Consider the following 7,284-nt stretch of genomic DNA (forward strand, 5'->3'; position numbering starts at 1 on the left):
AAAGTCAGCCATATTCAGCAAAGCATCACTAAAGCTTTCCTCATCGGAGGGTAACTCTGAAATCAATTTAATCTGAAACTCGAAGCTTTCTAGCTCTTCTATTTTTTTGCGGTAACGTGCTTTTTCAAGAAAGTAACTATCGATTCCATACTCAGCGGAATAGCCAAGCACCTGGGCCTGCAGAGCGGCTAATGTTACCCCCAACAAACCAGGCTTGTATCGCGAAAACAACTCACTGGCGTTTTCAATACCGAGACTAGCGAACATGATTTCCACCTGATCTACCAACGCTGGGGACAGTCGGTCCTTATAGCTAACTCCCTCGGGGTAATATGCATACTGCTCTATCAAGGCTTGCTGCGCTTGCGGCTCGACACGCGAATCATCAAGCTCAACCATCAACACATCGGACGCATCAAAACCATCAAGAACGGCACTATTTATCGGGTAAAAACTACCGTTGGCTAAATGCACAGCTCCCATCAAATACGCCTTGTGCAATCCGTCCTTTGAGTTCAGTTCCCACGCAAGACCACGATTCTCCGCATGTGCAAATAGGGCCACACAACACAGGCAACAAACCGTGAGCCGACGAAGCATATTGTTAGAACGCACAATCTTTACATTAATCATCAAGGCTAATCCCTAGGTTACTCCAGCCATCATCTCTTGCGAGTGCACGAAGGTTTCGTAGCAAATCTTTACTCAACTTATCTGAACCTCTCAATAGATCGCACAACGCTTGCTGAAAGCTTAGCTCGCGCACCATAAGCTCATGCTTTTCAAACAGGCGAATCAAAGCATTCTCGTCCAAGCCATCCCCTTCGGTAAACTCTAGGAACTCCGACACCGTAGCAATCGACACCTGGCTTGCTTCTTCAGCTCGCTTTTTGTCTCTGTTTAATGCTGACACGAGCGCCATTTCCCACAACTCTAGGCCGTTATTGCACGGCAAAATACCAAAGCTATCGAGCTCCTCTTCAATGATGTGCGCGACTACCTCATCAAGGCACGCAATAATCGCCTCCTCTTTCGGATGAAATACCGCAGACTCCCAACTTGTTTCCATTAACGAAGAAAAACCTTTGGGAAATGCATTGCTATCGACCTCACTGCGCTCAACACTTTCCAAGAACAAGATAATGTTCGGCAACGCACGCTCTGCTAGCGCCAAGATAAACGCAGTCTCTCGCCATCCAGTTAAGGCTTTTACCGACTTAATCAGCTTTTTGGGATTCATTCTTTAAGGCTCTCTCTATCAATGCGAATCGCTCATTCTTTGCTTCGCGTAAGAAGACAGCATAGGTTGCTGAGAATCTATTGCAATTTACATATAAAAGTTTTTGAATCGTAGCGTTAAGGACCAATTAATAAAACTATAGGCAGAGGAAGAAAATGAAGCTCGAATCGCTCGCACTCCACCACGGATACGAATCTGAAGCTACAACCAAGTCAGCAGCTGTACCCATTTATCAAACGACCTCCTACACATTCGATAATACCCAGCATGGCGCGGATCTTTTTGACCTGAAGGTTCCTGGCAATATCTACACGCGGATCATGAATCCAACCACGGCTGTGCTCGAGCAACGTATTGCTGAAATGGAAGGGGGTATTGGAGCTCTAGCTGTTGCTTCAGGTATGTCAGCAATCACTTATTCTATCCAGTGCCTCACCCGCGCAGGAGACAACATCGTGAGTACCAGCCAGCTTTACGGCGGCACGTACAATCTATTCGCTCATACGTTCCCGCAGCAGGGAATAGACGTACGTATGTGTAGCCACGACGACTACGAGAAGATGGAAGCACTAATTGATGACAAAACACGCGCCCTATTTTGCGAGTCTATAGGCAATCCTGCTGGCAATGTTGTCGACATCAAGAAGCTGTCTGAAATTGCGCACCGCCATGGCATCCCTGTAATCGTCGACAACACGGTTGCAACACCTTACCTATGCCAACCATTTAAGCAGGGCGCCGATATTGTTGTGCACTCTCTGACTAAATACATCGGTGGGCATGGTATTGCCATTGGCGGTGTCATTGTCGATTCAGGAAAATTCGACTGGGCCGCAAACAAAGAACGTTTCCCACTATTCAATGAGCCTGATCCTTCATACCATGGCGTTGTGTATACCGAAGCACTAGGGCCCGCAGCGTTTATTGGTCGTTGTCGCGTTGTCCCTTTGCGAAATACCGGCTCCGCGATCTCTCCACATAACGCATTCCTCATTATGCAAGGCTTGGAAACCCTTGGCTTGCGCATGGAGCGCCATTGTCAGAACGCTGAAAAGGTAGCGGGGCATCTTGCGACACACCCTAAAATCACCTGGGTAAACTATGCAGCCTTGCCTGACAGCCCGTACTATGAGAATTGTCAAAACATCTGCGGAGGCAGGGCTTCGGGCATCCTCAGCTTTGGAATAAAAGGTGGCAAAGAGGCTGGAGCTCGTTTCATTGATGCGCTGCAGATGATCCTGAGGCTAGTCAACATTGGTGATGCGAAGTCACTCGCTTGTCATCCGGCTTCAACAACACACCGTCAACTAGATGCCGATGAGCTAAAAGCCGCTGGAGTGAGCGAAGACCTCGTTCGCATCTCCGTAGGCATAGAACACATAGATGACATTATTGCCGATATTGATCAGGCACTTGAAAAGGCCTAACCCAAGACGGATAAATAAAGGCATAAAAAAAGCGACCTTTAAGTCGCTTTTTTACTCTGGCAGTGGGCTTAGGTTTTCGGCAACGTAACGCCAACCTGCCCCTGATATTTCCCACCCCGGTCACGATAGCTTGTTTCGCAAACCTCATCCGACTCAAAAAACAGCATCTGAGCAACGCCTTCGTTCGCATAGATCTTGGCAGGAAGATTGGTTGTATTTGAAAACTCTAGCGTCACATGACCTTCCCATTCTGGCTCTAGCGGTGTGACGTTGACGATAATACCGCAGCGGGCGTAAGTAGATTTACCCAAACAAACAGTCAGAACACTTCGGGGAATTCGAAAGTACTCGACTGTTCTGGCTAACGCAAATGAGTTAGGCGGTATGATGCAAACATCGCTATCAATATCGACAAAGCTGCTCTCATCGAAGTTTTTTGGATCAACCGTGGCAGAGTGAACGTTGGTAAAAATCTTGAACTCGCTCGAGCATCGAACGTCGTATCCATAGCTTGACGTACCATATGAAATGATACGGCCACTATCGCCCTCGCGAACCTGACCTGGCTCAAACGGCTCGATCATTCCCTCATTTTCGGCCATGCGCCGAATCCACTTATCTGATTTTATCGACATTTTCTGCACCCTAAATTTCGTTTCGGGCGCAATCATACCGCTCCTGCAGCGCAGAAAAAAGCAACATCACGAGCAACAAAGTGGAAGTTATCGCAAAACAAGGCAATAATTAAGATCAAAGTCGAGCAGGATGTAATCGATCGGCGTCAATGCATGCAGCAGTAGACGATTTCAATGAAGAAAAAAACAACACAGAACAAGCTGGGTTTTTTGCGGCCACAAAGACTCGGTGATCGGTTAGCCTGGTATTTCATATCCATAGGCTTAGTTTTTACGCTTGCTGTTTCAATTGCACTCATTGAATACGAACACATCAAATATACCGAGCAGGTTGAAAGGGATAGCCAAGAAACCGTTCGTACAATTAAGAACCAGCTTGAGCGTAGTTTGTGGAATGTTGATGAAGAAAGTGCCCAGATTCTCCTAGACGGCCTCGCTCGTTCTCCCTCTATAGAAGGTCTAAGCCTGGTTGATGAAAGCGGCGTCAGCAAGCAGCTCGGTAATTTTCAGCCACCCGCAGACTTCTCAGAACAACTTATCTATGACGATCAAATACTCGGTTCACTTCAGATACAGATTAACGACACCTATCTCGACGAAGATTTTATCGACCGCGTAAAATTGCTTGGCATCAGCGCCGCTATTTTTATTGGCTTGTTTGGCTGCTTCCTGCAAATTATTGTTCAGCGACTCGTCACGGACCACCTTTCCGTCATTAGTATGGCAACCGGTGACCCAGAGCGCATGTCGACTAAGTCCTATCAGCCGATCGTGCTGAAAAGGCCCCCAATTAATGATGAGCTAACGGACCTTGTTGAAGCACTCAATGAAGCTCAAAAAGATGCGATTGATTTTAAACAAGCGCGCGAGTCCTATGAGAATCAGCTTGAGTATCAAGCAAATAACGATGCTCTGACGCTGCTACCCAATCGTCGACATATTGATCGCCACCTAACTCAAGAGATGGAATTCATAAGCCGTCAAACGGCTTCAGAACGCCTGGTCATCTTCTTCATTGACCTTGATGGTTTTAAAGAAGTGAATGACAGCCTTGGCCACAGTGTTGGTGATCGCGTCCTTCAAGCAAGTGCCAAACGTCTGAAAGAAATCGTCGCGAGTAATAAAAAAGGGTATGTCGCCCGCTTTGGTGGAGACGAATTTATTGCAGCCTGCTCTTGTGACAGCAAGCAAGAAGCGGAAGCAATGGCCGAAACCATTATTCGCTCATTTAGAGAAAATTTTGCGCATAACGATGCGCAATTACAATTAGGCTGCAGCCTTGGAATTGTCTTCTTCCCCGACCACGGAACGACGACTGAAGAGCTAATTCGTAAAGCCGATACCGCCATGTATAAGGCAAAAGAAAACGGTCGAAATACGTTTTCCTTCTTCGAACAAAGCATGCTGCAAGATGTCATGCTTAAAAACACCATCAAGAACAAGCTGCAAACGGCGTTAGAGGAGGAAGCTCTTCGAATTCATTACCAACCGCTGATCAATTTACGCGACATGTCGATTAGTGGTTTCGAGGCGCTTCTTCGCTGGGAAGACAAAGACCTAGGGAAAGTTCGACCTGACTTGTTTATCCCTATTGCTGAGCAAACAGGGCTCGTTTTCTCTCTTGATCAGTGGGTATTAAAAACCGCTGCCAAACGCGTGAAGATTTGGCGCGAGCAATTTGATCAACCGTTTACGCTCTCCGTCAACTTTAGCCCGACCAACTTTCATCACCGCCAGTTTATGCCATGGGTTAAAGAACAATTGCCTACGCATGGTGATCTTGAGTGGGTTGAATTAGAAGTGACGGAGAGGCTCGTACTCAACTACGACCAAGCCGTATTACAAGGCATCGAAGAAATGCTCAAACTAGGTTTGAGTTTCAGTATTGATGACTTCGGTACCGGCTACTCGTCACTCGGCTATATCAAGAAATTCAGCCATATCCTGTCCAAGGTAAAAATTGACCGCCTGTTCGTTCATGAGATCATTAATCACAGCTCAGATCGTGCTCTCGTTCAGAGTATTGTGACTCTGGCAGACAGCTTGAATATCGAGATTCTTGCAGAGGGTGTCGAATCCCGAAGACAAGAAGAAGTTCTTCTCCAACTGGGTTGCGACTACGCTCAGGGCTACCTGTACGGCAAACCCATGAGCATTGAAGATATCCCTGAATTTATAGAAAACTGGTTTAAAACGCCGCGCGTTGTTCGAAAACTCTAGTCTGAGGACACCACGATTTCAGGAAATACATTACGCTGATTTCTCGCACGCTGAGACAAATCAGCACCCACCTTTCTAGCGATATCCAGATACAACAGCGCTGCGTCAGATTCAGGCTCCGCAATCACAGTTGGCCTCCCCGAATCCATATGCTCTCGAATGGTCTGTTGCAGGGGCATTTCACCAAGTACGGTCGTATCGTATGCCTTTGCGATACGTTCACCGCCGCCATTGCCGAACAAGGCTTCATGATGCCCGCACTGACTACAAACATGCACGCTCATATTCTCGATGACACCAAATACGGGAATGTTCACTTTACGGAACATTTCGATGCCTTTTTGACAATCCATCAATGCAATATCTTGCGGTGTCGTCACGATAATAGAACCCGTCACCGGAACTTTCTGGGATAGCGTCAACTGAATATCGCCCGTTCCCGGCGGCATATCAATAATTAGATAGTCCAAGTCGTCCCAGCGAGTTTGAGTCAAGAGCTGCATGAGTGCACCACTGACCATAGGACCTCGCCATACCATCGGCGTTTGCTCAGTGACCAAAAAGGCCATCGACATTGCTTGAATGCCATGCGCTTCAATTGGAATGAATGCCTTATCTTCATAGGTCTCAGGACGAGCATCAGCAGGAATACCAAGCATCATGCCAACGCTTGGCCCATAAATATCCGCATCAAGAATGCCAACACGGGCGCCCTCCTGCGACAGCGCTAACGCCAAATTGACGGCACTGGTACTTTTACCTACTCCGCCTTTGCCCGACGCAACAGCAATGATGTTTTTCACATTGCTCAGACTCTTCAGATTATTCTGAACTTCATGAGTAACAATTTTCTGAGCAATATCGACACTCACTCGGTCAACACCATCCAAATCCTCAAGCTGCGTCTCAAGAATCTGTCGTATGGCACCATGCAAGCCAGAACAGGCATAAGGCAATTCAAGCTTTAGTTGCACAGCGCTCTCTATCACATCTACAGATTTCACCGCCCCCATATCGTACAAGTTCTGTTGTAAATAAGGGTCAATGTACTGTGCAATTGCTTCTTGAAGCCCGGCTTCACTCACTTGACTCATGCGCTCTCCAGTCCAGTAAAAAGTTTGAAATCGTAAAATTAAATACGCGAATCTGAAGGTTAAATCGTGGCAATTCCCCGAAATTCAAGTTCATTCCATGCAATCTAAGCATAGAACGCGAAGAAAGATGAAAAACATTGCTTGGACGAGTATCATAACGCCGCATTTTAGGGTGTTGAGCCGCTTTTGCCGTTTCAATGCCCATTCGACTAAGTTCTTACTGCCAATCGCAACATTGAGAGATTTAAGTAGTGCGCAAAATTCTGGTAACCAGTGCTCTTCCCTACGCCAATGGCCCCATTCATCTGGGACACCTGCTCGAATATATTCAAACGGATATATGGGTTCGTTTTCAGAAGTCCCGTGGCGAACAATGCACCTATGTATGTGCCGATGACGCCCATGGCACGGCAATTATGTTGCGCGCAGAGAAGGAGGGTATTACACCCGAGCAACTGATTGATCGAGTAAATCAGGAGCACCAAAAAGACTTTGCCGGATTTTCCGTTGGCTTCGACAATTATTACTCAACGCATTCACCAGAAAATAAAGCGTTTGCAGAATCTATTTATACTGCGCTTGATAACAATGGAAAGATTGCCCGCCGTAGCATTACGCAAGCCTTCGACCCTGAGAAGAACCTGTTCCTAGCTGATCGGTTCATTAAA

Annotated in this window: 7 protein-coding genes; 3 read left to right on the forward strand and 4 right to left on the reverse strand. The window is 46.8% G+C overall.

Going from position 1 to position 7,284, the window contains the following annotated elements:
* Together A3751_RS03910 and A3751_RS03915 are read right to left on the reverse strand one after the other, a co-directional pair.
* The coding region (locus tag A3751_RS03910) for a TraB/GumN family protein (RefSeq protein ID WP_197466166.1) at nucleotides 1–633 on the reverse strand (633 nt) is incomplete at its 3' end.
* Nucleotides 626–1,240: a DUF416 family protein gene (locus A3751_RS03915; RefSeq protein ID WP_068452360.1), complete on the reverse strand. Its 615-nt coding sequence runs from the start codon at nucleotides 1,238–1,240 to the stop codon at nucleotides 626–628. The genes A3751_RS03915 and A3751_RS03910, both read right to left, overlap by 8 nt.
* A 155-nt stretch (nucleotides 1,241–1,395) precedes the next feature.
* Here A3751_RS03915 and A3751_RS03920 point away from each other — a divergent pair, with 155 nt between their 5' ends.
* Nucleotides 1,396–2,667: an O-acetylhomoserine aminocarboxypropyltransferase/cysteine synthase family protein gene (locus A3751_RS03920; protein ID WP_068452363.1), complete on the forward strand. Its 1,272-nt coding sequence runs from the start codon at nucleotides 1,396–1,398 to the stop codon at nucleotides 2,665–2,667.
* A gap of 68 nt (nucleotides 2,668–2,735) precedes the next feature.
* On the opposite strand, the gene dcd is transcribed toward A3751_RS03920, so the two are convergent.
* Complete coding sequence (gene dcd, locus A3751_RS03925) at nucleotides 2,736–3,302, reverse strand: dCTP deaminase (protein WP_068452375.1); 567 nt, start codon at nucleotides 3,300–3,302, stop codon at nucleotides 2,736–2,738.
* Nucleotides 3,303–3,476: 174 nt separating this feature from the next.
* Between dcd and A3751_RS03930 the strand changes: the two genes are divergently transcribed.
* Complete coding sequence (locus A3751_RS03930; RefSeq protein WP_068452366.1) at nucleotides 3,477–5,522, forward strand: EAL domain-containing protein; 2,046 nt, start codon at nucleotides 3,477–3,479, stop codon at nucleotides 5,520–5,522.
* Here the strand turns inward: A3751_RS03930 and apbC are convergent.
* Nucleotides 5,519–6,616, reverse strand: coding sequence for an iron-sulfur cluster carrier protein ApbC (gene apbC, locus A3751_RS03935; protein ID WP_068452369.1), 1,098 nt, complete (start codon nucleotides 6,614–6,616; stop codon nucleotides 5,519–5,521). The genes A3751_RS03930 and apbC overlap by 4 nt on opposite strands.
* A 251-nt stretch (nucleotides 6,617–6,867) precedes the next feature.
* On the opposite strand from apbC, the gene A3751_RS03945 reads away from it, so the two are divergent.
* On the forward strand, nucleotides 6,868–7,284 hold a 417-nt coding region (locus A3751_RS03945; RefSeq protein ID WP_156492241.1), incomplete at its 3' end, for a class I tRNA ligase family protein.

It is taken from the genome of Oleiphilus sp. HI0080 (assembly GCF_001635135.1).